The organism is Curtobacterium sp. SGAir0471 (assembly GCF_005490985.1).
Classification (GTDB): domain Bacteria; phylum Actinomycetota; class Actinomycetes; order Actinomycetales; family Microbacteriaceae; genus Curtobacterium.
Window position 1 is genome coordinate 1,221,267 of record NZ_CP027869.1, and the last position, 26,004, is coordinate 1,247,270.

The window sequence follows — 26,004 nt, forward strand, 5'->3', positions numbered from 1 at the left end:
CATCCCATCGACTGCGGCCGTTGCGCGGTTCCTCCACAGCCCCATCACCCGTCTCGCCGGTTCCACCGGAACGTCAGGAGGCAGGCGACGGTGCCGAGGACCAGCCATGCTGCCAGGACGAGGGTTCCGAGTCCGAGGTGCCACGCGCCTCCCGGCTCGGCGGACGCGAACGCGCCCGGCAGGAACACCGAGCGCATCCCGGACGCCATCCAGCGCAGGGGGAACACGCTCGCGACGGTCTGCAGCCAGTCAGGGAGCTGGGTGAAGGGGAGGTACACACCGGAGATGAACTGCAGGACCAGGACGACGGGGACGATCGTGGCGGTGGCGCGGCGGCCCTCGCGGGGGAGCGCCGAGATCGCGATGCCGAGGACGCTCGCGGTGGCGACGCCCAGGAGCACGAGACCGGCGAACCGGGCCCACGCACCGCCGTCGGTGGGCAGGTCGACGCCGAAGACGACGCCCGCGACGAGGAGGAGCAGCGCGGTCTGCACGATCGAGGTCACGAGGACCATGCCGATCTTGCCGACGAAGTAGCTCACGACCGGCAGCGGCGTGCCGCCCAGACGCTTGAGCGTGCCGTCGCTGCGCTCGCCGGCGATGTCCACGCCGAGGGACTGCGTGCCGGAGAGCAGGAAGCCCGTGGCGACGAGCCCGGGCAGGTAGTAGGTGGCGTAGTCGACGCTGACGCCCGGGCCCGCCTGGATGTCGGCGGCGCTGCTGAACGCCACCGAGAAGAGCGCGAGCATGACGATCGGGAAGAGGAAGGTGAAGAAGACCGAGTCCGGCGCGCGGAAGTACGACCGGAGTTCGTACGCGATGCGGTGGGCGCCGAGGCGGATGCCGGGTGCGGGATTCATGCTGCGTGCTCCGAGATCATGGTGAGGTAGACGTCCTCGAGCGAGGGGCGGACGACCTCGAGTGCGTGCATAGGGGCCGTCGTGCTCCGGACCAGGGTGGTCGGGTCGGGCGTGCGGCGCTCGTGCCGTGCTCCGGTGTCGTCCTGCCACCGGACGATGGGTGTGCGTGCGTCCGGTCCGCCGATCGCGTCGATCGGTGCGACGTCGAGCAGGCGACCGCCGGCGAGCACGGCGGCGCGGTCCGCGAGGTGCGCGGCCTCGTCGAGGTAGTGCGTGGTGAGCAGGACGCTGGTGCCCTCGTCGCGGACGCTGCGGATCAGCTGCCAGAACTGCCCACGGGCTTCGGGGTCGAAGCCCGTGGTCGGCTCGTCGAGGAACAGGACCTCGGGCCGGCCGATGATCCCGAGGGCGACGTCGACGCGGCGGCGCTGCCCTCCCGACAGGCGGCTGATGCGGGTGTTGCGCTGGGCCTCGAGTCCGGTCGCGGCGAGGAGTTCGTCCACGGGGCGGCTCCGCGGGTACAGGTGGCGGAAGTGCTGCAGTTGCTCGGCAACGGTGACGTTCGGGGACTCGGCACTGGTCTGCAGGACGATGCCGACGCGGGCGTTGTGGCTGCGACTGGCGTGCGCGGGGTCGTGCCCGAGGACGCGGACCTCGCCGCCGGTGCGGGAGCGGAACCCCTCGAGGATCTCGACCGTGGTGGACTTGCCGGCGCCGTTCGGCCCGAGCAGCGCGAAGGTCTCGCCCTGCTCGATCGTGAAGGAGATGTCGTCGACGGCCCGCTTGCCGTCGGGGTACTGCTTCGTGAGGTGCTCGACCGTCACGGCCGGTGAGGTGGACATGCGTCCAGCCTCGTCGGCCGGCGCCGCCGACGGATCGGAGGAGTGGGCGGACGTGCATCCTCCGATCGGAGGATGCGGCGTTCGGCCGAGCCGGCTGGCCCGACCCTGGCGGAGCCGTTCCGCACCCAGCGCGTCGGACGGCTCGCTGGGATGCTCGATCTCGTCCGCGTCGTGACGATCCTGGTTCGCGCGACACGGGTTCCGCGAACCAGGATCGTCAGTTGCCGCGCGGGGAACCGTGTCCCCGTCGGGACCTGCTCGGGAGTGAACGTGGACGCGGGTGGCGGACGGACGGGAGGCGCGGGGCGGGCTGGTCGCGCGCCTCCCGTCCGTGCGGTGCGCTGACCGGTGTGGTCGGCGATGGGGCCGTCTGTGTGGTCGCCACGGCGTTCGCCTCCGTGGTCCCGCTGACCGGGCTGCCCCCGGTCAGGACCCGAGGGCGGCCCGCAGGTACGGCGCGGTACGGCTCGCGGCGGACGCCGCGACCTCGCTCGGGGTGCCGGAGACCACCACCTGACCGCCCTCGTCACCGCCTGCCGGGCCCATGTCGATGACGTGGTCGGCCTGCGCGACGACGGACATGACGTGCTCGACCACGACGACGGTGTTGCCCGCGTCGGTGAGCCGCTGGAGCTGCGCGGTGAGGAGTTCGACGTCCGCCGGGTGCAGGCCCGTGGTCGGCTCGTCGAGCAGGTAGAGCGTGTGGCCCGTCCGGGCACGCTGCAGCTCGGTCGCGAGCTTGATGCGCTGGGCCTCGCCGCCGGAGAGCTCGGGCGCTGGCTGCCCGAGGCGCAGGTAGCCGAGGCCGACGCTCCGCAGGGCGTCCAGCGCGCGGGCGGCGGCGGGCAGGTCGGCGAGGGCGTCCGATGCCTCGTCGACGGTCATGCCGAGGACGTCGGCGATGGTCGAACCGTCGCGTCGGACCTGCAGGGTCTCGGCGTTGTACCGGGCGCCGTGGCACTCCGGGCACGGCGCCCAGCTGCCCGGCAGGAACAGGAGCTCGACGGAGACGGAGCCCTCGCCCTGGCACACCTCGCAGCGGCCGCCTTCGACGTTGAACGAGAACCTGCCGGCGGTCCAGCCGCGCTCGCGTGCGTCGTCGGTTGCGGCGAAGGCCTGGCGCGCCGCGTCGAACATCCCCGTGTAGGTCGCGAGGTTCGACCGGGGTGTGCGACCGATCGGCTTCTGGTCGACCTCGACGACGCGGGTCACGAGCGGGTGCTGTGTCGCGACCGCCGGCAGGACGCCGCCGACGAGCGAGGACTTGCCGGAGCCGGAGACGCCCGTCACAGCGGTCATCACACCGAGGGGCAGGTTGACGTCGAGCCCGCGACCGGTCGTGCCGCCGCTGCCGGTGCCGGTGCCGGCGCCGGCGCCGCGCAGGTTGTGCAGCGTCACGTCGCGAAGCTCGAGCACGCCGACGGGGTCGCGCTGCTCGTGCTGCACGGGCTCGGTCCGGGGCTCCAGGTACCGACGGGTGACGCTCTCCGGGACGTCCGCGAGTCCTTCGGGCGGGCCGCTGTACAGCACGCGTCCACCGCCCGACCCGGCGCCGGGGCCGACGTCGACGATCCAGTCCGCCCGCCGGACGATGTCCATGTCGTGCTCGACCACGAAGACGCTGTTGCCACTCGCGCGGAGGTCGTCGAGGACCTGCACGAGGGACTCCGCGTCGGCCGGGTGCAGGCCCGCGCTCGGCTCGTCGAGCACGTACACCACGCCGAACAGCCCCGACCGGAGCTGCGTCGCGATCCGGAGGCGCTGCGTCTCACCGGGCGAGAGCGTTGGTGTCGCACGGTCGAGCCCGAGGTACCCGAGGCCGAGCCCGACGAGCACCTCGATCCGGCCGAGCAGGTCCGCGGCGATCGACTTCGCGACCTCGGACCGCTCCCCGGAGGTCACCCGGCTCTGTGCGGGGGACGGGTCGGTCAGCTCGGCTGCCGGGCGCAGGACCTCGGCCACCTGTGCGAGCGGCAGCGCGTTGAACGCGGCGATCGACAGGCCCCCGAACGTCACCGCAAGGGCGGCCCGGGTCAGCCCGGTGCCGTGGCAGAAATGGCACGGACCGGACTCGACGAAGCGCAGGGCCTTGTTCCGCTGGGTCTCGCTCTGCGAGTCGGCGAAGGTGTGCAGCGTGTACTGCCGCGCGCTCCAGAACCGGCCCTTGTACGGCTTCGCCACGCGGTCGCGCTTCGGGTGGACCTCGACGACCGGCTGCTCCTCGGTGAAGAGGAGCCAGTCGCGGTCCTCCTGCGGGAGCTCCCGCCACGGCCGGTCGATGTCGTAGCCGAGCACCGCCGTCACGTCGCGGAGGTTCTTGCCCTGCCAGGCGCCGGGCTAGGCGGTGATCGCGCCCTCACGGATGGACAGCGACGGGTCGTGCACCGCCGAAGCCTCGGTCACCTCGTGTGCCGTGCCGAGGCCGTGGCAGCGCGGGCACGCACCGGCGACGGTGTTCGGCGAGAACGAGTCGGAGTAGAGCTGCTCGGCGCCCTCGGGGTAGGTGCCGGCGCGCGAGTAGAGCATGCGGACCGAGTTGCTCAGCGTCGTCAGGGTGCCGACGGTCGAACGGGTGCTCGGGGCTCCGCGGCGCTGCTGCAGGGCGACGGCAGGGGGTAGGCCGGTGATCTCGTCGACGTGCGGGGTGCTGCCCTGGGCGATGAGCCGGCGGGCGTACGGGGCGACGGACTCGAGGAACCGCCGCTGTGCCTCGGCGAAAACCGTGCCGAACGCCAGGCTCGACTTGCCGGAGCCGGAGACACCCGTGAAGGCGACGATGCGGTCGCGGGGGATGTCGACGTCGACGTCTTGCAGGTTGTGCTCGCGGGCGCCGCGGACGCGGATGAACCCGTCGTGGGACGGCGGCTGGTCGGCAGGGTGGTGCGGTGCGGGCATCCGTTCGAGCGTAGGCGGAAGTGTCGGCCGGTGTTCCGGAGGCGACCGCGAGGCGGACGGGAGGCGCGGGGCGGGCCGGCAGCGTGCCTCCCGGCCGGCACGTGCGGACGGGAGGCACGGGGCGGGCTGGGCACGTGCCTCCCGGCCGGTCGGTCGGTACGGTGGTCCCGGGGAACGGGGGATCGATGGTCGACGACGTCGCGTGGTCGCCGCCGAGGCGGCGGAACGGCATCTGGTGGATCGTGGCGAGCGGGCTGCTGCTGCCCGCCGGGTGGGTGGCGTGGCTGCTCGTCGCGCTCGCCGGGTACAACGGTGCCGGGATGTCGACGCACTCGCTCGCGGGCCAGACGATCGGCAGTGCCGTCGTCACGGTCGTCTGTGTCGGCGTGCCGCTGGCCGGGTTGGTCCTGCTGCTGGTGCAGCGGCGGCGGGACCGGGCGGTGACGCTGGTCGGGCCGGTGGGCTGTGCGGTGTTCGTGGTCCTCGCTGCGGTGTCGCTCGGCTACCCGACCGTCAGGATCGGGCAGGCCTGGGCGGAGGAAGAGGAGCAGCGGGCGCAGCCCCTGACCCCGCGCGAGACGAGCCGGACGCAGGCAGAGGCAGAACAGGACCTCGCGGACGTGGGGGAGCGCGCCGTGCGGGCGATGGGCGGCGACCCGGAGAGCGGAGACGTCGTGCAGTTCCCGCGCGGGTGCCCGCTGTCGAACCTCGAGCAGGGCACGGAGTACACGTGGCGGTGGTCGTTCCCCGCCGATGCCGACGCGGCTGACGAGCCGCAGACCGAGGCGGAGCGCAAGGCCGACCTCCTGCCCCAGGACCAGGCCGAAGGGCGTCTGGCTCCGGTCCGCGAGGTCTTCCTCGACGCCGGACTCCGTGACGCCGATCCGCTCGGGTGGGACATCAGGGTGGTCGGTGACGACTGGCTCGCGGAGGGGAACGCGGGTGTGACCCGGACCTCGGGTGACGTGATGGTCGAGACGACCTGCCTGGCCGGAGGGCCCGGCGACGGCTACGACGAAGATGAGTGAGCACGTGACGGTCGGTCCTGGAGCACGTCGCGCATCGGTCGGCGCGTGGGTCGCACTCGTGGTGGCGGCCGGTTGCACCGTGTACGAGGTGCTCGCCGGCGCGCTCGTCGAGTGGACCGGGCTCGGCTTCGTGCCGCTGCTGTTCGTGCCGCCGCTCTACATCGCGGCGATCCTGCTCCTGATCTGGGTCGGACAGCAGGGGTTCCGGGTGCTGCGGACGCTGGCGATCGTCGTGGGGATCGTGCTCGCCGTGTCGTTGCCGGTCGCGGTGGTGGTGGCGGTGCGGACGTGGAGCTGAGGTCGAGGGGGAACCATGACGACGGACAACAGCGGGACCAGGGGTGAGGGTCAGCCGGGGGACGTCGGCCAGTCGGGTAGCGAGGCGCAGCCGGGCGAGGCGCAGCCTGGCGGCGAGGACCTCGCGAGCACCGGGTGGATCGCGGGCAGCATCGTCTCGCTCCTGATCGGGTGGTCGTTGGCACTGGCGTCGATCCTGTCCACGTCGGGCCCCTCGTCGAGCCAGTGGCCCGACGGTGGCAGGCTCCTCCTGGGCGTGATCGCCGTGCTCATGGGCGTCGGGGTACCCGCCCTGGGGTTGCTGCGCGTTCGGCGGCAGGAGCGGCTCGGCCGGCCGACGGGCGATGCGGTGCCGGCCGTGTGTGCTGTCGTCATGCTGCTGGGCGTCTGCACGCTCCTGCCGATGCTCGTCCTCCAGTTCGCACAAGTCGTGTCGTAGCGGTCGCTCCCGCGGGTGTTCGCTCCTGCAACGTCCGCTGAGTCCGCGCGCTCCGGCGCGCGTAGACCGGAGGGCATGAAGGTCGTCGGAGTCGAAACGTTCGGAGGGCCCGAAGCCCTCGCCGTCCACGAGGTCCCGGAGCCGCACGCTGGCCCCGGCACCGTCCGCATCAAGGTGCAGGCGTTCGCCGTGAACCCCACCGACACCGGGGTGCGTGAGGGGCAGCGGGACTCGTCCGAGGCCTCGCCGCCGTACGTGCCCGGGATGGACGCCGCCGGGGTGATCGACGAGGTCGGACCCGACGTGCATGACTGGCAGGTCGGTGACCAGGTCATGGCGATCGCCCTGCCGCTGTCCGAGCACGGCGGCGCTTACGTCGAGCACCTCGTCGCACCGCTTGGCTCCTTCACGCGGATCCCGGCAGGCCTGTCGATCGAGGAGGCCGCGACAATCCCGATGAACGGGCTGACCGCGCTGCAGATCCTCGCGCGCGCCGATCTGGCGGAGGGCGACACGCTCGCCGTCACCGGGGCCGCCGGGCTGCTCGGCAACTACGTCGTGCAGCTCGCGGAGAAGCGCGGCATCACGGTCATCGCCGACGCAGCACCCAAGGACGAGGACCTCGTACGTTCCCTCGGGCCGTACCACATGGTGCGGCGGGGTGATGGGTTCGCGGCGGCCGTCCGGGGTATCGAGCACGACGGGGTCGACGCGCTCGCCGACGCCGCGGTGCAGCGGGACGAGGTCGTCGACGCGGTACGGGACGGCGGGTTCTTCGCGGACGTCCGAGGCTGGGAGGGCAACGGCGCCCGCGGCATCCGGTTCGAGCGGATCATGGTGTTCTCGGAGTACACCTCGTTCGACCTGCTCGAGGAGCTGCGGCAGGCCGTGGAGGACGGGGTCCTCACCCCGCGGGTGGCGGAGGTGCTGCCCGCTTCGCGGGCCGCGGAGGCGCACGAGCGGCTGGCCGCCGGTGGGACGCGCGGGCGGTTCGTACTGACCTGGTGAGGGACGGTCGCGGTCGCGTCCACGTGTCGTGAACAGGCCCAGTACGGACGGGAGGCGCGGTACCGGCTGGTACCGCGCCTCCCGTCCGACACACGGCCGTCAGGCCGCTGGTCGCCCCGAACGGAACAGGCCGACCCGGACGAGCCACACGTACATCAGGCACCCGATGCAGACGTCGAAGACGGCGTTGAGGAACGCGGCGACGAGCGCGATCGCGGCACCGACCGGTGCGGCGTACGGCACACCGACCATTGCCAGCACGAGGGCCAGTGCCGTGATGACCAAGCCGACCCGCTGCGCGAAGGTCGGGGGTTCCGGCGCCTCGAGTTCGGCGGGCGGACCGAGCCGCGGGCGGACGAACCGGCGGAAGATCGCACCGTAGGGATGGCGGCGGATCCCGGCGATGCCGCCGACACCGAAGAGCACGACGATCACGGCGAGCAGGACGATGCCGACGGGCCACGTCGCGGGGACGAGGGTGAGGACGATCGTCGCGGCGAGGAGCACCGTCGTGATCGCGGCGCCGAAGCGAGGGGAGCGGGGGTCGATCCCGCGCGCGGTGTCGTTCGTGGTGGTCATCGTGTCTCCGGGGAGTCGGCGGTCAGGACGGAGTCGAGGGCGGCAGTGAGTTCCGCGGGGCGGGGCGGCCCGCCGAAGCGTGTCCGCACGGTTCGCTGCGCGTCGAGGAGGAGGACTGTCGGTGTCTGCATGACGTCGAAGCGCTCCGCGAGGTCGGGGCGTTCGGCGAGGTCGACCTCGATGCGACGGACCCCCGTGTGCCGGTCGGTGAGGACGTCGAGTTGTCGCCGGGTTGCGGGACAGCGTGCGCAGGTGGGCGTGGAGAACTGGACGAGCGTCGCTGTGGTGCCGTAGTCCTCGGCGGCAGCGAGGTCATCGGCTCCGAGTGCAGCCGTGCTGCGGGCACGCCCCGTCTGGCGTCGGAGGACCAGGCCGAGGACGGTCGCGAGGGCGAGCACCCCCACGAGGACGGCGATCGCTGCTCCGACGGTCATGCGGTGACCGTACGCCTGACCGGCGACGCTCGCGACACCGTGACCTGGTGTGACGGATGGGATCTCCTGCGGGCCATGGACATGTTCGCTGAGGGCTGGGGCCGGGACGTCTCCGACACGGTGCCGTCACGATCGCCTCCGCCCCGGGTGCCCCGTGACGATGGCGCTCCAGCGGTCGAGTTCGTGCTCGACCTGGTCTGCGACCGTCGCGGGGTCGTCGTGTTCCCACGAGCGGACGACGCGCCAGCCCTCGGCCGTGAGGATCGCCTGGTTCCGAGCGTCGCGCAGCCGGTTCGCGAGGAGCTTCCGGCGCCGCAGCTCGGCGTTCGCCTTCGGCAGGTGGGTGTGCTCCTCGCAGAGGTGCCAGAAGCAGCCGTCCACGAACACCGCCACCCGGGCGCGGGGGAAGACGAGGTCGGGGCGGACCCGACAGCGTCGGCTCACCTGCCGGTCGACGAAGAACCGACGGCCGCGGCGATGGAGTTCACGTCGGACGGCGAGCTCGGGTGCGGTGTCCCGTCGGCCGAACCGCGCCATGTGTCGGCGGCGCGCGTCGTCTGCTTCCCACTGCTCCACATCGCGACGGTCGCACAAGACCCTCGCCGCGGCACCACCGTCGACAGCGTCCGTGGAGAGCGCCCTCCGGAGGTCTCAGTGTGCAGGGGAGCTGACGCTGTCCTTCGTTGCGTCGGTGTCGAGCGTTCCGAGAAAGCGACGGACGCGAGCGAGGTTGCGACGCAGCACCACGAAGGCGATGACACCGGTGACGGCCAGGACCGCGATGAGGACGATGCGGAACCAGTTCAACGGATCCGCAGACGCGAGGCCGATGACCTGCGACCCGATGATCCCGAAGTACAGGAGGACGAACTGCGCCATCGCGAGCGGAAGCGTTGCCGCGAGCACCCGCGCCTGAGCGGCCGCCCTCGGTTCGAGATCTGGAGCGATCGACGCACGGGACAAGATCGCTCCTTGGACGGCTCGCTTCTCGGCGACGGTGAGTGCAGCCGTCGGAGCACTCGTCATGCTCCTCATCCGGAACTGCGCGATGACGATCGTCATCGCTGCTTCAAGGCCACCGACCGCCGACGTGCCGCCCACGACGAGGAAGAGCACCTCGTCGGGCCGCTCGCCGAGGCTCAGCCAGATCCCGATCGCCGCTCCCACGACGGCGCCGACGACTCCGACCCAGGTCGCTCGGCGTGCGGCGCGGCGGACGGCGCCAGGAAGTCGGGGATCCACAGGGCTGACAGTACGGTGCGGCTGGTCTCGGTGACCGTCTCGGTACGATCAGCGGGGTGAGCGACAACGTGGCCCCTGGGCGGTACCGGCACTTCAAGGGCGGGGAGTACGAGGTGGTCCTCGTGGCGAAGGACGTCGAGACCGAGGAGCCGGTCGTCGTGTACCAGGCGCTGTACGGCGAGCGGGGGCACTGGGTGCGGGCACTCGCCGACTTCACCGCGTACGTGTCGCGGGACGGGTACGAGGGGCCGCGGTTCGTTCACCTGGTGTGACTGGGGCACGCGCGTCAGGACGAGTGCGTCAGCGCGGCACTCACCCGAAGTCGCTGGCGTTGCCCTCGGCGCAGTCCGACGAGAGTTGGAGGACGGTGTTCAGGGCGCTCGAACCCAGCCCGATCTTCGGGCGTCCCTCCCCGTCGGCGCCGAGGTAGTGGAGCGGCCGCCCGTCGTTGAGCGAGGTCGTGGTCTGGTGCGTGGAGTAGCCGTTCTCCTTGAGCACGACCTCGGCGCGGTCGATGTAGTCCTGCGGGTTGGAGGGTGGCGCGCCCTCGACCGACCAGCTGAACTTCACTCCTTCGTCGGAGCGTGGTCCGCACTCGGTCGCAGTCGGCTGCCGAAGCTCCGGTAGAGCCGCTGCATCCAGTGCGCGGAGCTTCTCGACGATGGCCAGGCTCTCTCTGCGGACTTGGTCAGGGGTCATGCGCGTTTCCGATCGAGTGGTCGTTGGTGCCGTCTGTGGAGTTGCTGACTGGCCCGCGCAGCCGCCCACGAGGAGCACCGCGGCAACGACGAGGGCCGTTGCCCCGTGTTTCGGGAGAACGTTCATCGCGTTGTGGCCTCCGCCGTGTTCAGGAGTGAATTCGTGCCTTCATCGAAGTATCCCCAGCTGCCCTGGTTCTCGTCGTCGTCGTGCCGCAGCGGATCATGAGCATTGACGCCCTCGTGCCCATCGCCGGGACCCACATCGAGGTGCTCGGCGCCGAAGCCGAACGAGTCAGGATCGTTTCGACCACTTCCGATGCGCCCTCCCGGAGCGACCCATTCGTCGCCGGTACCCGCATACACGTGGTCAGCATGCAGCGACGCAGCGTTCGGGACGTCGATGGGGATGCCCGCAGAGCCGAGAGCGACGTAGCTGTTCACGCCGAGGTCTGGCGATTGGCTGACGGCGATGCTGCTCATCGTCGTTCCGTAGGAGTGCGCGACGACATTGAGTTTCGTGTCCGGACCGACTGAAGCGCGGTAGCCCTCCAGTTCGGCGCTGAGCAGCGGGGCGCCCTTGTGCGCCTTGCCGTCGTACAGGACCGAGGGGTCGCCGTCAGAGATCGGTCCGGGCGTCTCGTAACCGATCCATGCAACGACCGCGGTGTCGTCGGTCGTGAAGAGGGACTGCGCGTTCCGGAGGTTTGCTGCAGCGAGGAGGAGTCGCGTGGAGTCCTGCAGCGTCGTCCCCATTCCGGGCACGACGTACGTGGCGTTCGCGGCGGTGTCAAGATCGCCGATGCTGATCGCGCCGAGCGGGGGAGGACCCAGCGTGAGGGACGTGAGCTGACGGACGCCCTCCCGGTTCAGGTCGTAGTGCTTCCTGCGGCCCGCGTCGAAGTTCTGCAGCTGGTCGCGGTACTTCGTGGCGTCAGCCAGCCGCGACTCCAGGGCAGGAGACCATCCGGGTCCGTTGCGCTGCGCCTCCAATGCCTGCACTCGCTGCTTCGCCGCGGCGAGCGCAGACTTCAGGGTGATCCTGTTTGCAGAGTCGCGCGCCCAGTACGCGACTCCGTTGAGGTTGCCTACCACTGCAGGGAAGGCCGCGACGAATGCCTCCTGGACAGCCGAGTGCGCATCCCGCGAGCCCTTTCCGTCGGCGCCGCCGAGCGCGGACCACCATTGCGAAACAGCCCTGGGATCGTCGACCTTGCGAAGCCGGTCAGCGAGTGCCGTGTTCCCGGCGATCGCGACGATCTCCTCTGGTCGCAAGCCGCTGAGGAAGGAGAGCAGCTGCTCGTCGGTCATCCCCGTGATCGCGGCAGCACTCGTCGCGAATGCGCCGATCACCTCGGACTCGCCGAGCTTCGCCGCGGCCTCCGCATCAGCCGCCCGGCGGCGTGCAACGAGGTTCTGCCAGGACTGCTCGAGCGCGACCTTCGACACCTGCAGTCCGGCTGCCACCGTGGAGAGACCGAGCATCCGGACCGAGGCGTCATCGGCGACCGATTCCCGCAGCTTCTCGACTGCCCGGGCATTCGCAGTCAGGTCATCGTGATTCCGTTCCTGAGCCGCCTTGATGGTCAGAGCTTCGGACTGGATCTGCTCGATCCTCGTTGCGTAGGCGATCAGGACTGTGGCAGCTCGATCGACGTGGCTGGCGATGCGCTCGCCGCTTCCGCCGACTTCGGCTGCTGCCGCGGCGAACGACGTCTTGTTCTTTGCTTTCCACTCACCGTCGGTGACGACCTCCGCCTGCCGGCGTACCTCGTTGGAAGCCGAGCGGATCCCCGACGATCGCTGTTGCAGGCGCTGTGCGACGGAACGAATCGACCGTGGGTCACCGGCGGTCGGATCCGCGATCATCGGCGGGCCGCCCGAGCACGGGAAGCGTCCCAGTCCTCGAACGCTGAGACGACCCCGTGCGCCTGCTTCGCGACAGCGCCGGTGGTGGCCTCGAGGGCGGCGATCGTGTCGGCCTGGACGCGTAGCGCGGTCTCGAATGCGGAGTGCACCTCGTCTGCGCCGAAGTCCGCAATGCCGAGCACGGTGACCGCGATGCTGCTCAGCTGCGTCTGACTCTGTTCGATCTTGCCAGCGATGCCCCGGATAGCCCTCGCGTCAATGACGACATCCGTCACGGTGTTCCTTCCCCCGAAGTGGTACGTCCGGCAGCATATCAGCGCTCCACGGCCTGGTTGCTCCCGCTTGTCGGCTCCGTCAGCTTGGCCTCGGTCAGCCCAGCCGCGTGGAGGCGATGCCGCCGTCGACGTCGATGGTGCCGCCGGTGACGAACGCGGCCTGATCGGAGACCACCCAGCGGACCGCGCGGGCGATGTCGACCGGCTGCACCGGGACGCCCGCGGGGGTGCCCTGCGTCATCGCGGCGAGGACGTCGGCCGAGTCGGCGTTGCCCGGGGTGGCCGTCGCTCCCGGGGCGACCGTGACGACGCGGATGCCGCGGTGGCCGTACTCGGCGGCCCAGGCGCGGGTGAGCTGTTCGACCGCGGCCTTCGTGGCGGGGTAGAGGGCCATGAAGGGGACGCCGACGCGGGCCATCCACGAGCCGATGTTGACGATGTGGCCGCTGCCGCGCTCGGCCATGCCTGGGGCGAGGGCGGCGACGAGGACGTGGGGCGCGCGGACGTTCGTGGCGAGCAGGGCGTCGACGGTGTCGTCGTCGAGGGACTCGGTCGGGCCTCCCGGGTAGACGCCGGCGTTGTTCACGAGGACGTCGACGTGGCCGCCGAGCTGAGTGCGGGCCTCGGTGGCGAGGACGCGGACGACGTCGGGGCCCTGCGACAGGTCGGCGGTGAGGGCGACGGCGCGGCCGCCCTGGCGTTCGATGTCCTCGGCGACGGCGCAGGTGCGCTGCTCGTCGCGGCCGTGCACGGCGACGACGAGTCCGGCGGCGGCGAGCTCCCGCGCGATTGCCTCGCCGATGCCGCTCGAGGCGCCGGTGACGAGGGCGGTGCGTGATTCGGTCTGGGCGGTGGGTGTGGTGGTCATGGGTCGATGGTCCGGCGCGCTCGGTCGCTGCGGCTTGCCCGGATCCGCGAGGAGCTTGCCGGATCCCGCAGCGGAATGGCCGAGCGCTGTCGGGGTTGCTGGCGCGTAGGTAGCGTGGCGGCGTGGACGAGCGGATCACGCAGCACCTCGACCGTGCGGCGGCCACGGCGTCCGCGCACGCAGCGGTCCCCGGGCGGGACAGGCAGGACGCCGTCGCCCGTGTCGGGTCGGCGCACCACGCGGAGACGCTCGGGTTGACCGTGTCGAAGGTGCACGAGCCGACCGGGTTGTTCGACCGGCGGTACGAGCCGTCGATGTCGGTCGTGCTGCGGGGTCGGAAGCGCTCGATCGTGGGGGACGACGACCAGGTGTGGGGCAGCGAGCGGTTCATCATCACGCCCGTGGACCTGCCGGTCGTCGCCGGGGTGGTGGACGCTGCGGGGGAGCAGGGCTTCGTCGCCGTGGTGTGGCGGCTTGACCCGGCGGTGGTGGGGGAGGTCGTGGCGTCGATGACGGTGCCGGCTGGTGCTGCGGGCGCTCCGGGTTCTGCTGCTGCTTTTTCGGCTTCGTCGCTCGCGGGAGCGGTGTCGCCGCTGCCTCGACTGGGGAGCTGGACGGCGCCGCTCGCGGATGCATTCGCCCGGTTGGTCGGGCTGCTCGACGCACCGGAGGACATCCCCGTGCTCTTCCCGCTCGTGTCGCGGGAGGTGGTGCTGCGGTTGCTCCAGACGGAGCAGGCGCCGCGGATCACGGCGGCTCTGGACGGGACCGGGCGCACGGTGGTGGCCGGAGCCACGGCGCTGCTGACCGGGCGGATGTCTGAGGCGTGGTCGATGGAGCGGCTCGCGCGGGAGCTGCGGGTGAGCGAGTCGACGTTGTTCGCCCGGTTCAAGGAGGCGACGGGGATGACGCCGGCGCAGTACCTCAAGCGGACGCGGCTGGGGGAGGCACGGCGGCGGATGGTGGTGCACGGGGACACTGCGGCGCAGGCCGCGGCGGCGGTGGGGTTCCGGAGTGCGTCGCACTTCTCGCGGGACTACCGGGAGGCGTACGGGAGGCCGCCGGCGGCGGATGCGGTGGTGGTGCGGGGGCAGTTGGCGTTGGCTACTGCGCTGTAGTCACGCGGGTGCGGCGGGACGGACTGGAGGCGCGGGGCAGCGCGGCGGGCCGTCTTCCGTCCGGCGGGTGGTGCGGTGAGCAAGGTCGCCGGGCGACCATGCGCGTGCCGGAAGGTCAGCCGTGTTCGCGGCCGGGGAGCGGGGCACCGTCGAGGAAGGCGTCGTAGTCAGCGCGGGCATCGTCGTCGACGGCGGGGGCGCCGTGGCCGTACCGTCGGTGCGGTCGCGCTTCGGGCCGGAGAGCCAGAACCACTCATCGGTGTCGACGTCGCGGAAGTTCGCGTCCCACGACTGCTCGCGAGCCAGAGTGCGGCCGTGGAAGTACGCGGTCTTCCACGTCTTCGTGAAGCGCACGCGGCTGATCCATGCGGGGCCGGCGTCGAGGGCGTGGCCGGTCTTCAGCTGGACGTACGTGATGCGCTCGGGCATGGGGAGAGCGTAGCGGCGTGCTGTCGGAGCGTCGGCGATCGCGAGCTTGTTGCGTGGACGCGCACTCCTTCGATCGGGGGGTAGCACCGCTTGAATCGAGTCCGACAAGATGAGCGAGTGTTCATAAGTGAAGATGGCGTGGATGCCAGCCCGCAGATGAGTCCCTACGAGCAGAAGGCGTGGGACGCCCTGCACAACCACTGGGATCGCCGCGACAATCGCCGCGGAATACCCAACTGGGCGAGCACGGCGCTCGACCGCACCGGCGCGGCCGCTTCCTCGGCCGCGGGGCAAGTCGTTCGCGTCGTTCCTGAGGTGGTGAAGAAGCCGATCCGTCAGGCGAGCACCGCCGTCACGGAGGCCGCTCTCAAGCCCGCTATCGAAAGCGCGGCCGCCCTCCTCGAGCTCGTCAACGACTGGGCGCTCGAACTCAACGACCCGGAGGCGGTCGTCAAGCTTGCGCGGAAGCGCGACATCGAGATCGAGCACTTCACCGAGCTGCGCGCACAAGACCTCAAGTCGTGTGACCGTCTCTTGACGACGAACACCCTACAGTGGCGAACGGCCGGTGCGGCGGAGGGGGCGACGATGGGAGCCCTCGCGCTCGTCCCGATCGCAGGTCTTCCGGCCGCCATCACCGCCGACATCATCGTCATTCAGGTGCTCAGCACGGCGATCGCTGCTCGGGTCGCGTACTCGTACGGTTTCGACGCGAAGGACCCGGAGGAGCAAGAGTTCATCCAGCGTCTGGTCCGGCGCTCCTTCCTCGCGCAGGCGGGCAAGGCCGCTCCGCTACGCGAGGTGAGCCATGCGGCGCAAGCAGTCAAGGGGCGAGTCAACTGGTCTGCGAAGTTGCGCGCCGACAACCGCCTCTTGGCCGCGCTCGAGAAGGTGATGAAGCACCTTGGTCCGTCAGGAGCACACGTATCCGTCCAGAGCGCAGCGAAGTTCCTCCCGGTCATCGGCATCGTCATCGGCGCTGGCGTGAACTCCGCCGTACTCGGTCGAGTCGCGGAGGATGCGAAGCGGTACTGCCAGACGCGCTTCCTCAGCGAGAAGTACGGTCTGCCCCTTCCGAGTGCTCTGGCTTTCGACTCCGAGGACGAGCTGCTCGAGGACGACTCCGAAGCAAGCTCCGCGTCTCCTTCCGCATGGCCGCACACAACGGGTCTGAGGGGACGATCTGATGACTCGAACTGAGAACCGACTCGAACGACTACGGGCGGCGCTGCAGTACCTGGCGGATCACGGCTCCGGTCGGCGGATCGAGGTGTGGGAACACGTCGAATCGCGCGTCCCGCTGGGGGACGATGAGCAGCAGTTCAACACCGCTGGTCAGCCGCAGGGCCAGTCGGACTTCCTCTGGGGGACGACCGCCCTCGTGCACGCCGGTTTCATGGAGAAGCCGCGGCGCGGTGAGTGGACCGTGACCGATGCTGGACGGGCGATCATCCAGCCCGAGGTGTCGCTCGAGGAGTTCGGGCGAGAGCTTTCGGACCGTCGTCGGGCCTTTCAGAGGGCCCAACGCGACGACCTCGAACTCCGGCTGCGTTCGGAGATCGTTCCGCCGGACAGCCGTGCCGAGACCATTCGGATGACCGAGCAGCTCTTCGTCGAGCGTGGTCTCCGGGACCTCGACTCCGTGTTCGCACCGGGACGAGCTGTGTGGCGAGCGGAAGTTGCCGCGGAGCTGCGCGAGCACTTCTTGGAGCAACCCGAGATCGAGGGTGATGACTTCTTGTCGAAGCTGCGCAACCAGTTCTCGGCTGCCAGCGACGATGCGCGGTTGCTGATGGCAGAGATCATCTGCTGGCAGATCCTTCCCCTCCAGACACCCGGGGAACGGAAGAAGCGTGAACGTGTCACGGCGCTCCTCGACCTGATGGCACACCCGGTAACGATCCCGGCCGAGATAGAGCGCGCCTTCCGCTCGTGGTCGTTCAATCCCGGTACCGGTATGTCAGTACAGCTGTTCCGTGCGCTGTCCATCGTGGTCGAAGCGGTGGTGCGATGGATCAACTTGCCTGCTGATGACCGAGCACGAGCGCTCGACGATCCGTGGGCCTGGCGCGACTTCGTGCAGAGCCTCCCCGGATCGTCCTTTCCGACACAGCGCAACGAGCTGTTGTACCTCGTGCACCCCGGTGTGTTCGGCGAGGTTGTCTCGGGGGACAACCGGGAGGCCATCCGTGCGGCCTTCATCGGTGAGATCAACGGCCAGGCCGAGGACGACCCCGATGCCGCGTTCCAGCAGATCACGATCGCCCTGCAGCAGAAGGTGAAGGGCCCGGCGTTGTACTACGTCGATCCGCTCGTATCTCGGTGGCAGAATCAGGCTGCCCCGAAGCCGGTCACACCATCAGTTCCGGAACCACCTGAACCGAAGCCGATTGGCGATCCTGCGCGTTCGACATTCCCTCTGGTCTCGATGGGCCTGGCCGACCGCCTCCACATGCCCGCAGCCTGGCTCCAAGACACCCTCGACCTCATCGAACGCCGGAAGCAGGTCATCCTCTACGGCCCGCCCGGCACCGGCAAGACATTCCTCGCGCAGGCACTGTCGAAGCACGTGACGGACGGGACCGACGGCGAGACCACAATCGTGCAGTTCCATCCGACGTACTCGTACGAGGATTTCTTCGAGGGCTTCCGTCCCGTCGCGAACGACGACAGCGGGAACCTCGCCTTCAGCCTCCGGAAGGGGCCGCTCCGACGCCTCGCCGACAGCGCCGCCGCCAACCCCGAGGCGAACTACTTCCTCGTCATCGACGAGATCAACCGCGGCAACATTGCGAAGGTCTTCGGCGAGCTCTACTTTCTCCTCGAGTACCGCGACAGCGAGATCTCGCTGCTCTACAGTGACGAGCCGTTCACGCTGCCGAGCAACATCTTTGTCATCGGCACGATGAACACCGCCGATCGCTCGATCGCGATGCTCGACGCCGCCATGCGGCGTCGCTTCGCGTTCATCGAGCTGCACCCGGAACGCGACCCCGTCCGCGACGTGCTCGCCGGCTGGGCGGCGACCAAGGGCCTCCAGGACGACCGTGCGGACCTGCTGACGCGACTCAACACGGCCATCGCCGACCACGACGCTAAGGTGGGGCCGTCGTTCCTGATGCGCGACCTCGACGCGGACGGCCTGGCGGACGTGTGGCGGTACGAGATCCTGCCGCTCCTCGCGGAGCACCACTACGGCGACGGAGTCGACCTGGAGGCGCGGTACGGCCTGGCAGCGCTGCGTCGCCAGGCGACGCCCTCCGCCGCGGACGGGGCCGAAGGTGCCGACACCGCGGATTGAGCTGCGGGAGGCGGACCAACCGACGCTGCACCGGATGCCGCGTGAGGTGGCTGCCGGCCTCGTCGCGGCACGGATCGCGGACGTCTCGCCGACGTTCGTGGCGGACGAGTACCGCATCAGCAGTGTGCGGAAGGTCGGTGTCGTGCGGATAGCCGGTCACGACGTGTGGATCCGACCGAAGACGCCGGTGCGGCGGCTGTTCGCGATGCTCGGCTACGCGCGGGCGGGGAGCGCGATCTGGGAGGACGAGGATTTCGGCTTCGCGGCCGACGAGGACCTCGTGCCGGCGCTGGCGCATGCGTTCGAGCGGCAGGCCTCGCGGGCACTCGCAGGAGGGGCGCTGCGCGGGTACGTGACGCGGGACGATGCGCTGCCGCTGGTGCGCGGACGGTGGCGCATCGGTGACCAGCTCACGCGGCGGGGTGGGCAGCCGCTACCGGTCGAGGTGTCGTTCGACGATTTTGTGGAGGACATCGCGGAGAACCAGCTCGTGCTGACCGCGGCGACGCGGTTGCTCCGGCTGCCGGGAGTGCCGGCCGACGTCGTCGGTCGGCTGCGGCGCGTGGTGCGGGTGCTCGACGGGGTGACGGTGGTCCCGGTCGGGGCGACGGTGCCGGCGGTGCGGTCGGATCGTCGTAACACACGGTACTCGGCGGTGCTGCCGCTGGCGTCGCTCGTGCTGTCGGGCGCGTCGATCAAGCAGCGGGCCGGGTCACTCGTGGGCGCCGGGTTCCTCGTCGACATGTGGTCGGTGTTCGAGGACTTCGTGACGGCTGCGCTGCGGGAGGCGTTCCGGCCGTACGGGGGAGAGCTCGTGGCGCAGTACATGTCGACTCTCGACGTCGAGGGGAGGGTGAAGATCGCGCCGGACCTGGTGTGGCTCGTCGACGGGGAGGTGCGGGCGTGCATCGACGTGAAGTACAAGGTCGAGAAGCGCGGGCAGTACCCGAACGCTGATCTGTCCCAGATGGCGGCGTACTGCCGGAGGTTCGGGTTGGGAGAGGGGCGGCTCGTGTATGCGGCGGGCGCGTCAGACTCCGTCGGGCGAGTGATGCTCATCGATGGGCCCGTCGTCCGTCGCTCGGCTGTTGTCCTGGACAAGCCGAGCGCGAGGATCGTGGACGACATGTCGCGCTTGGCTCGCGATCTCGCGAACGGCGACGCGAGCGTCACGGCGCTTCTCGACGGCCGGGGACACGTTCGTAGGTGAATGCACGGACGTCTCCCCTTGCCCAACAACTCCGCAAGGTGAGAACGGCGTTGCGTAGTCGAACGTCTCAGCGTGTCGGCCGGAGCTGGCATGATCAGGTGAGTCTTCTTCAGAGGGGAAACCGCAGGTGCGCGATCACGGTGACTTCACCACCGAGCAGTCCGTTCTCGATCAGAGCTACGACCTTCTCGAATACCTTTCAGCGGTTGCGCGTGAGATCGGTCCGAAGCCAGTGCGAGATGTACGGCGTTACGCGACGTGCATCCTTCCGTCAGCTGTTCCTGAACACCAGGCGGTCATCCTCGGACCGAGCGACAGCCGAACCGCTTGGTTGTCGATCGATCGAGTGCCGGCGCCGGCCCCGCTCGAAGTTCCGCCGCCGTTGGAAGGCCTTGTGGTGCCCGAGGCGGCCCTTCTATCTGCGAGCGGGAAACCTGCACTCGATGAGGAACGAGCAGCCCAGCGTGTTGAGGAGCAGCTGACGCGCCGGCTCGGAGAACCGCCAGAGGAACCGGATCTTGAAACCCGCGAGGTTCGCGCAGCACTCCGCGACGGCTTGAGTCAAGCTCTTCGGGTCGAGTTCGATGTCTGGTCCGCTGAATTGTGGTCCCCGTGGGCGCAGGCCAACCGGCCGTCCTTCGCCGCCCGTGAGCTCTACTCTGCGCTATACGACCTACACCTCGAGGCGGAGGCGTCGTCGGCGACGCATGAGGTCGTATGGGGCCATGTGGTCATGTCTGCGCGTGACGGAGAGACGGAGATCATTGCGCCGATGCTCACGACTCCGGTGTCGGTTCAGCTAGGGCCAGAAGACTCCGTCATCCGCGTGATTCCGGAGCAGGCGGTAGAACTCGAGCTCGACAGCGTTGAGGGCACTGACCTGAATGGCCGAGACGGCCTGGTGAAGCTTCGCTCTGTCCTGCGGGAAACGCCTCCCGACCCTTGGGACAGTCAAGAGCGCCTCGCCGTCCGGCAACAGATCGCGGCGCCCCTCGGTGTCGATGCGACGCTGACGGAATCCGCGGATTTCGCCGAGATGGGCGCTGGACCTGTGATCAACGATGGCTGGGTGCTCTTCATCCGGAAGCGGCCCCTTCGCCAGGAGCGCTTCTACGACGAGCTCGCTCAGAAGATCCGGAGTGAGCAGTTCCTTCCGGAAGGTCTCGCCTCGGTCGTGGCAGATCGCGATCGGGTTGATGATGCCCTGTTGCGACAGGGCCACGAGCTCACCGCGAATGACGGGACGGCGGACCGTCTGCTCATGCCGTTGCCGGCGAACGCTGAGCAGGAGCGGATTGCGACACAACTCGCGACGTCGCGGGGAGTGACGGTCCAAGGCCCGCCGGGCACCGGCAAGTCCCACACGATCGTCAATCTCGTGTCTCACCTCGTCGCTCAGGGGAAACGGGTCCTCGTGACCGCTGAGAAGGAACAGGCGTTGTCCGTTCTGCGAGAAAAGATCCCGGTGGAGCTGCGGGACCTCTCGCTCGCGGTCTTGGGGTCGACCCCCGCGGCCCTGGAGGATCTCCGGACTGCGGCTCAGTCGATGCAAGACTCGCTCTCAGCGCTCGACGTCCCTCGGGAAGAGCGACGGATCGCTGACATCGCGGCGAGGGTCGACGAACTACGCGATTCAGTGGCCCGGACTGACGCTTCCCTCGTCAGAGCGCTGCAGAGCGAGCAGCGCGAGTACGAACTACCGGAAGGGCCGAGCAAGGCACCTCAGGTCGCAGCCTGGCTCGCTCGCGATCGCGAACTCGACGTGATCTCCGATCGGATTCCCGTCCACACAGCTTTCCCGGTCACTGTAGAGGAGTTCTCCGAGCTGATCGAGTTGGTGCGCGGGATCTCTGAGGACGACAGCCGGGCAGCTGTCCTGAATCTGCCGGACGCGCACTGGTTGCCCAGCGGCGCCGAGCTTCGAGCCAAGTTCGATCGTCTCGAAGACCTGCGGGCGCGGGTGACCACTTTGGAGGATCAGGGCCTTCGGCTCGACAGGGTCGACGGCTTGACAGTTGAGATCGTAGATCGAGAGGTCGCTGATCTCCGGCGAGCTGCTGCGACGGTCCGAGAGCTGTCGGGCGACTGGGAGAACCCATTCGCAGCGGCAGTGCGAGGTGGCGATCAGCGACACATCTGGGTCGCGGGACACCAGCCTGGAGTGAAGCAGAAGATCGGCGAAGCTCGCGATCTCTCAATGCGCATGGCTGGGCACGTCGTGGCGGTACCCGACGGCGACCCCACTGTCCAGTTCAGCATGGTGCACGCTTGGGCCGAACGGCTCGCCGCCGGCAAGAAGTTGTCGATGTTCGCAGCGAAGGAGCTCAGGGACTTCGCGACTCAGACCACCGTCGACTCCTTCCCGGTGACGACCTCGGCGCAACTCGATCTCGTCGGCGTTCAGATCGCTCTGCGCGTCGCTCTGCGTGAGGCTCATGTCAGGATGACGCAGGCATACGCAGCCGTGGGGATTCCGGTGCCGCCGCTCGATGGGTCCTTCCTGTTCACCGCCGACCATCTGGCCGCTCGGGTCGACACTGTCGGACGATGGTGGTCGGAGGCGTACCCGCTCCTCGCGGAGCGGGTCGAGCACTTCATCGGACATGTGCCGTCGGCCGTCGGCACCTCCGAGTTCTTCACGAGCGCGGCGGAAGTGCTCCAGCGAGCGGGCGCTCGGCTGGAAGAACGAATATTGACGGCTGAGCTCGAAGCGCTCGAGTCCCGGATCCGAAGTGAACGCGCCGCAGAGGACGCCTCACCGCTGTGGTACATACTCCTGGATGCGCTCGAACTTGCGGCCCCTGACAAGTGGGATGAAGCCGTCGAAGAGACACGCCGCCTGATCGAGGTCCGCGCGCGCGTGCTCCGAGCAGAGGAACTGGCCGAACGCATCGAGGGCGCTGGTGCGAAGGCGTGGGTGCGCTCCATACGTGAGACGCGTGCAGAGTCGGCCGTCGTCGGCAACGCCGAGCTTGCTCCGCTAGCTTGGGAACGGGCGAGGGCCCGCACGTGGTTGAGTTCGCTGCACGCCGAGACCGACACCGAGTCGTTGATGACACGGTCGCACGCTGACGCGATTGAGCTGCGTCGGGCAATCGTCGACCTTGCAAGTCGGTCTGCGCGTGTCGAGCTGAAGAAGAACTTCCAAGATCGCAAACGTCGAGCGCTCGAGACCTGGCTCTCGGCCGTCAAGCGCGTAGGGAAGGGCACCGGTAAAAACGCTCCGCGCTTCCAAGCAGCGGCGCGCGAGGCGCTGCCCGCGGCAATGGGTGCTGTCCCGATCTGGATCATGCCCATTTACCGAGTAATGGAAAACTTCGACCCGCGGGTTTCCGATCTGTTCGACGTCGTCGTGGTGGACGAGTCGTCGCAGTGCGACCTCCTGTCACTCGGAGTGCTCGCGCTCGGCAAGAAGACCGTTGTCGTCGGGGACGACCGACAGACAACCCCGGAGCGGGTCGGAAACCCTACGGAACGCATCGCAGCGCTGCAGGACCAGCATCTGAAGAGCATTCCCGAAGCGAAGCTCCTCACTCTCGACGATTCCCTCTACTCGATCTCTGGCCGTGCCTTCCCTTCGACGATTGCGCTCAGGGAACACTTCCGGTGTGTGCCGGAAATCATCGAGTTCTCGAATCGCTACTACAATGGAGCAATCCTTCCGCTGAAGGAAGTGCGAGTTCCGCAGATCGGTGACCCGCTGAAGGTCGTGCACGTCGAGGATGCGATCTCGGTGCAACGAGGTTCGAGCCGTGTCAACACAGACGAGGCGAAGGCGATTGCGGCCCAGGTTGCTCAGTGCGCGGAGGACCCGTCCTACGAGGGCCTCACTTTCGGCGTCGTGACGATGATGAGCGGCCCGCAAGCGCAGATATTGCAGGACATGATCCGGGAAGCGATCGGCGACGAGGAGTTCGAACGCCGTCGGGTGCGGGTCGGGAACCCGCCGCTCTTTCAGGGCGACGAGCGCAACGTCATGTTCGTCTCGATGGTTGCACACGACGCATCGTTCGCGGCGACGACGTTGCGGTACGCGCAATGGGCGAATGTTGCCGCGTCGCGCGCGCAGGATCAGTTGTGGATCTTCCACAGCATGGACGCATCCACGCTCCATCACGAGGACCACCGCCGGGCGATGATCGAGTACGCCCAGAGCTATCTGCGTCGCGACCAGACCTCGGGTCTTTACGAGCTGACGGAGTCGAAGTTCGAGCGCGACGTGTTGAAGCAGATGCTGGACCGAGGTCACGACGTCCAGCCGCAGCATCGCGTCGGTAGCTACCGCCTCGACTTCGTCGTGCGCGTCGCACCGGGTGAGCGTCTCGCGGTCGAGTGTGACGGGGATTCGTTCCACGGGCCCGACAAGTGGGACGACGACGTACGTCGCCAACGCGTTCTCGAACGGATGGGTTGGTCGTTCTGGCGAATCCGTGCCTCGAAGTACTACCTGGACCCTGAGGAGGCGATGAAGCCCCTCTGGGCTCGCCTCGAGATGATGAAGGAGCGAGCAGCAGAGGCAGCAGACCTGGTCCGCGTGCGGGAGGTCCACGCAGAGACCGAGCGCCTCGAACGGCTTCGAGCTCACGATGCCCCCGCCGCCGAAGCCTCAGACGACTCGGCCGAACGACTCTCCATTCAGGAGGGCAGCTCTTCGAACACTGCTCTCGAGGAGGCAGCTGTTGCATCTGAGCAACCCACGACGGATCATCTGGAGCCCCCTGCAGCACGGAGCACTGGCGAAGAGGCAGTACCCCAGAAGGCGCTGGTCACGGATGTGGACGCAGCTTTGTCAACGGCGGTGATCCCGAGTTCAGGCGGGCAGCGAAGTTCTGAGCGCGCGGCACGCTTCGCGCCTCTGCTCCCCGCGCCCGTCCCAGCGCTCCGCCGTTGGGCGAGAGCGAACGGCTTCGCAGTCGGAGAACGCGGGAGGATCTCGGCGGAGATCGTGAGCGCTTGGCGCCGCGCACACGCTGACGACGTAGTTGATCGGACAGGTCCACACGATGAGAGCAGCATCGCGTCAGAGCGCGACTGGACGCCCGCTGAGGTCAGCCCCGTGCATGGATCTGAACCTGGCGCCGGCACCCGAGCACGAGCGGCTTGGGAAACCGGCGCGGCTTACCAGCTCGACACGGAAGGCAACATCCTTCCGCTGTACAGCCGTCGGACCCTCGCGAGCTACATCGGTGAGGCCTCGACGTGCGCGCTTCGGGAAGTCATGCGGAGCGTCCGTCCGAACGGCGGGCGTTTCAAGGTGGACGAAGCCGGCACGATGGCCACGCTGGTCGATGGTGAACCGGTCTACGTCTGCACGGTGCAGCCGGACGCCTGGTTCCCCGCACATTGGTCCAACGCATCGAGCTGACATGGCGAAACTGGGGGACTTGCATCCGCGATGATCCGGTGGGCAGGGCGTATCCCTGCAATGCCTACCGGTCAGTCCCTCCGACCAGCGATACGACAACAAGTACGAGCCGATTGTCATCCGGACTGAGCCCCGCGAGGACCTCTTCGAGCGTCACGTCGGTCTGCACGATGCGGTCGATCCCCGCGCCTGCTTGCCGCGTGACGAACACCCTCGAGTAGTCGGGGTGGCTGACGGGCTCCGGAGCTCGCTCGTTCTCCGTCACGGCTGTCGGCCCGAACTCCAGGAAGATGTTCGGCTCACCGTCCGCTGTCACGAGCGTCGAGCTCCACTCCCACTGCCCTTGGTAGTTCGCCGACACGGAGCGGACCGCCTCACCGCCGAGGAGCTCGTTGACCCTTCGGCGAACCACTCGATCGGCGTGCTGTCGCAAGGAACGTTTGACCGAGCCGAGCGTCCGCCGGCCGTCCTCGAACTGCCGCTGCGCGTGTTGGGCGATCTGCTCAGCGAACTCCTTCGCGACGACGTCGTTCGGGCGTCGCCCGTACCGAGCGGATTCGCCCGTCTCGCACATCGTCTTGATGAACGTCAACTGGTCATGCAGCGTCATCGCCTGTGGTCCCTCCACGAATTGGTCGACGAACTCGTTGATGAACGCGTCCTGCCGGGGGTTGTCGGTACGCCACCGGCGGTTTGCATCGAGATGCGCCCGTAGATCGCCCAGTACCTCGGCGTATGTGATGACGACCGCGTCCTCCCAGCCCATTGATAGGCGCTGGCGTTCCTCACGTGCACACAGCATGACGACGACGCTCCGTCGTCCGTTCGCGCTGCCGTAGGTGCGGTAGTTCTCGTAGTCGTGCCCGTGGCCGTCCGACGTCTCGAAGTTCTCGATCATGACCGCTGCGTCGTCCCGCAGCAGCACGATGTCGGCGATGTCCTTGCCGGGTGCGGAAGCGATCGTCGTGTCGACCTCCTGCAGCACGCGGAACCCGGTGAGCGGCAGCTGCTCGCTCGGAGGAAGGGCCGAGTTGACACGGGAGAGCAGGATGCGTTGGAACGTGTCCCCGAGATGGTGCGTGGCGTCGGCTCGCAACAGCCAGGCAAACACGTTCGACAACTGCTTCTCGTGCGTGCCGTGGTGCATGACCCGGAACACGTTGAACTGCTCGGCCAGGCTCCGCGACATCGTCGGGACGAGCGAGGTGACCATCTGCGTGAGTGCCGCTTCGTCCATCACCACGATC

22 protein-coding genes and 1 pseudogene are annotated in these 26,004 nt (G+C 68.8%); 10 read left to right on the forward strand and 13 right to left on the reverse strand.

Features of this window, described 5'->3' with window-relative positions:
* Positions 1-44: 44 nt before the first annotated feature.
* The 3 genes and pseudogenes from C1N91_RS05665 to C1N91_RS05675 all read right to left on the reverse strand — a co-directional run bounded on the left by C1N91_RS05665 (position 45) and on the right by C1N91_RS05675 (position 4,597).
* Positions 45-860 carry an ABC transporter permease gene (locus C1N91_RS05665; RefSeq protein ID WP_137766952.1) on the reverse strand — a complete coding sequence of 272 codons (816 nt, stop codon included), beginning with the start codon at positions 858-860 and terminating at the stop codon, positions 45-47.
* Entirely contained in the window at positions 857-1,702 is an 846-nt protein-coding gene (locus C1N91_RS05670) for an ABC transporter ATP-binding protein (protein WP_137766953.1), read from the reverse strand. The genes C1N91_RS05665 and C1N91_RS05670 overlap by 4 nt, the downstream gene beginning before the upstream one ends.
* A 426-nt stretch (positions 1,703-2,128) precedes the next feature.
* Positions 2,129-4,597, reverse strand: a pseudogene (locus tag C1N91_RS05675) (ATP-binding cassette domain-containing protein).
* 185 nt (positions 4,598-4,782) lie between these two features.
* On the opposite strand from C1N91_RS05675, the gene C1N91_RS05680 reads away from it, so the two are divergent.
* The 4 genes from C1N91_RS05680 to C1N91_RS05695 all read left to right on the forward strand — a co-directional run bounded on the left by C1N91_RS05680 (position 4,783) and on the right by C1N91_RS05695 (position 7,369).
* Entirely contained in the window at positions 4,783-5,625 is an 843-nt protein-coding gene (locus tag C1N91_RS05680) for a hypothetical protein (protein ID WP_137766954.1), read from the forward strand.
* Positions 5,618-5,923 (forward strand): hypothetical protein, encoded by a 306-nt coding sequence (locus C1N91_RS05685; protein ID WP_137766955.1) that lies wholly within the window; start codon positions 5,618-5,620, stop codon positions 5,921-5,923. Before C1N91_RS05680 ends, C1N91_RS05685 begins: the two co-directional genes overlap by 8 nt.
* A 15-nt stretch (positions 5,924-5,938) precedes the next feature.
* Positions 5,939-6,361, forward strand: coding sequence for a hypothetical protein (locus C1N91_RS05690; RefSeq protein ID WP_137766956.1), 423 nt, complete (start codon positions 5,939-5,941; stop codon positions 6,359-6,361).
* 75 nt (positions 6,362-6,436) lie between these two features.
* Complete coding sequence (locus C1N91_RS05695; protein ID WP_137766957.1) at positions 6,437-7,369, forward strand: NADP-dependent oxidoreductase; 933 nt, start codon at positions 6,437-6,439, stop codon at positions 7,367-7,369.
* A 99-nt stretch (positions 7,370-7,468) separates the two neighbouring features.
* On the opposite strand, the gene C1N91_RS05700 is transcribed toward C1N91_RS05695, so the two are convergent.
* The 4 genes from C1N91_RS05700 to C1N91_RS05715 form a co-directional block, all read right to left on the reverse strand.
* Positions 7,469-7,948 carry a DUF4395 domain-containing protein gene (locus tag C1N91_RS05700; RefSeq protein ID WP_137766958.1) on the reverse strand — a complete coding sequence of 160 codons (480 nt, stop codon included), beginning with the start codon at positions 7,946-7,948 and terminating at the stop codon, positions 7,469-7,471.
* The gene (locus C1N91_RS05705) at positions 7,945-8,382 is read right to left on the reverse strand and encodes a TlpA family protein disulfide reductase (RefSeq protein WP_137766959.1); all 438 of its coding nucleotides are present in this window, start codon (positions 8,380-8,382) and stop codon (positions 7,945-7,947) included. The genes C1N91_RS05700 and C1N91_RS05705 overlap by 4 nt, the downstream gene beginning before the upstream one ends.
* A gap of 126 nt (positions 8,383-8,508) precedes the next feature.
* Positions 8,509-8,958, reverse strand: a complete 450-nt coding sequence (gene vsr, locus C1N91_RS05710; protein WP_254678358.1) for a DNA mismatch endonuclease Vsr — start codon at positions 8,956-8,958, stop codon at positions 8,509-8,511.
* A 75-nt stretch (positions 8,959-9,033) separates the two neighbouring features.
* Positions 9,034-9,624, reverse strand: coding sequence for a hypothetical protein (locus C1N91_RS05715; protein WP_137766960.1), 591 nt, complete (start codon positions 9,622-9,624; stop codon positions 9,034-9,036).
* 56 nt (positions 9,625-9,680) lie between these two features.
* Between C1N91_RS05715 and C1N91_RS05720 the strand changes: the two genes are divergently transcribed.
* The gene (locus tag C1N91_RS05720; RefSeq protein ID WP_254678359.1) at positions 9,681-9,896 is read left to right on the forward strand and encodes a DUF1653 domain-containing protein; all 216 of its coding nucleotides are present in this window, start codon (positions 9,681-9,683) and stop codon (positions 9,894-9,896) included.
* Between the two features lie 40 nt (positions 9,897-9,936).
* Here C1N91_RS05720 and C1N91_RS05725 read toward each other — a convergent pair whose 3' ends face one another.
* From C1N91_RS05725 to C1N91_RS05740, 4 genes are all read right to left on the reverse strand, one after another.
* Positions 9,937-10,323 carry a hypothetical protein gene (locus C1N91_RS05725; RefSeq protein ID WP_137766961.1) on the reverse strand — a complete coding sequence of 129 codons (387 nt, stop codon included), beginning with the start codon at positions 10,321-10,323 and terminating at the stop codon, positions 9,937-9,939.
* Positions 10,324-10,445: 122 nt separating this feature from the next.
* On the reverse strand, positions 10,446-12,191 hold the full coding sequence (locus tag C1N91_RS05730; protein WP_137766962.1) for an alpha/beta hydrolase: 1,746 nt from the start codon (positions 12,189-12,191) through the stop codon (positions 10,446-10,448).
* A complete protein-coding gene (locus C1N91_RS05735; RefSeq protein ID WP_137766963.1) occupies positions 12,188-12,466 on the reverse strand; it encodes a hypothetical protein in 279 nt (92 codons plus the stop codon). The genes C1N91_RS05730 and C1N91_RS05735 overlap by 4 nt, the downstream gene beginning before the upstream one ends.
* A gap of 94 nt (positions 12,467-12,560) precedes the next feature.
* Positions 12,561-13,334: an SDR family NAD(P)-dependent oxidoreductase gene (locus tag C1N91_RS05740; protein WP_137766964.1), complete on the reverse strand. Its 774-nt coding sequence runs from the start codon at positions 13,332-13,334 to the stop codon at positions 12,561-12,563.
* 122 nt (positions 13,335-13,456) lie between these two features.
* Between C1N91_RS05740 and C1N91_RS05745 the strand changes: the two genes are divergently transcribed.
* On the forward strand, positions 13,457-14,452 hold the full coding sequence (locus tag C1N91_RS05745; protein WP_254678360.1) for an AraC family transcriptional regulator: 996 nt from the start codon (positions 13,457-13,459) through the stop codon (positions 14,450-14,452).
* Here C1N91_RS05745 and C1N91_RS05750 read toward each other — a convergent pair whose 3' ends face one another.
* Positions 14,453-14,881, reverse strand: coding sequence for a hypothetical protein (locus tag C1N91_RS05750; protein ID WP_254678361.1), 429 nt, complete (start codon positions 14,879-14,881; stop codon positions 14,453-14,455).
* 117 nt (positions 14,882-14,998) lie between these two features.
* On the opposite strand from C1N91_RS05750, the gene C1N91_RS05755 reads away from it, so the two are divergent.
* The 4 genes from C1N91_RS05755 (at position 14,999) to C1N91_RS05770 (ending at position 24,757) form a co-directional block, all read left to right on the forward strand.
* A complete protein-coding gene (locus C1N91_RS05755; RefSeq protein ID WP_254678362.1) occupies positions 14,999-16,081 on the forward strand; it encodes an EcsC family protein in 1,083 nt (360 codons plus the stop codon).
* Positions 16,068-18,182 carry an AAA family ATPase gene (locus C1N91_RS05760; RefSeq protein ID WP_137766965.1) on the forward strand — a complete coding sequence of 705 codons (2,115 nt, stop codon included), beginning with the start codon at positions 16,068-16,070 and terminating at the stop codon, positions 18,180-18,182. The genes C1N91_RS05755 and C1N91_RS05760 overlap by 14 nt, the downstream gene beginning before the upstream one ends.
* A 34-nt stretch (positions 18,183-18,216) precedes the next feature.
* Positions 18,217-19,392, forward strand: a complete 1,176-nt coding sequence (locus C1N91_RS05765; protein ID WP_137766966.1) for an McrC family protein — start codon at positions 18,217-18,219, stop codon at positions 19,390-19,392.
* A 127-nt stretch (positions 19,393-19,519) separates the two neighbouring features.
* On the forward strand, positions 19,520-24,757 hold the full coding sequence (locus C1N91_RS05770; protein ID WP_137766967.1) for an AAA domain-containing protein: 5,238 nt from the start codon (positions 19,520-19,522) through the stop codon (positions 24,755-24,757).
* Positions 24,758-24,821: 64 nt separating this feature from the next.
* Here the strand turns inward: C1N91_RS05770 and C1N91_RS05775 are convergent, their stop codons facing one another.
* A complete protein-coding gene (locus C1N91_RS05775) occupies positions 24,822-25,994 on the reverse strand; it encodes a PD-(D/E)XK nuclease family protein (RefSeq protein ID WP_137766968.1) in 1,173 nt (390 codons plus the stop codon).
* Between the last annotated feature and the right edge of the window lie 10 nt (positions 25,995-26,004).